Here is a 465-nt window from a genome sequence, read left to right as displayed (position 1 = left end):
GGCGGCACCGGCTTCGTGCCCTTCGTGCCGGTGTTCAGCACCGTCAAGGTCGACTCGACCTTCAATGCCTCGCAACTGATCGGCCAGACCCAGAGCGTGGTCAACATGAACGGCAACAACGCCGCCTTCGTGGACGACATCAAGTCGCATGTCAACTCGACGCAGAACGCCCAGAACAACATCTATCGTTGAACCGCCCGGCAGACGCGGAGGCGGCCCCGCCACCTCCGCCGGCAACCAGCCAATCAAGAGCATCCCAAGTTATCCCGTGAAGCCAAGGAGAACCAACATGTCCCTCATCGTGCGCGACCTCGCCCTGACCCAAGAACTCGACAGCAAGTCCCTGGCCGCGGTGCGCGGCGGCGCCAATACCTGGATGCAGGGACTGGGCCCGGCGGCCAACGTCAATGTCAACGTCAACCAGAACATCCTCCAGCTGCAGAGCGTCAACGTGAACACGCTCAA

At 61.9% G+C, this 465-nt stretch carries 1 protein-coding gene; it reads left to right on the top strand.

Translation table 11 applies throughout. From position 1 onward, the window contains the following. Positions 1–192: hypothetical protein (locus AC1DO7_RS41505; RefSeq protein ID WP_477117608.1), on the top strand; the 192-nt coding region annotated here is incomplete at its 5' end. Between the last annotated feature and the right edge of the window lie 273 nt (positions 193–465).

The organism is Cupriavidus sp. 05N40 (assembly GCF_056397305.1).
This window is presented reverse-complemented; position numbering and strand designations above follow the sequence as displayed.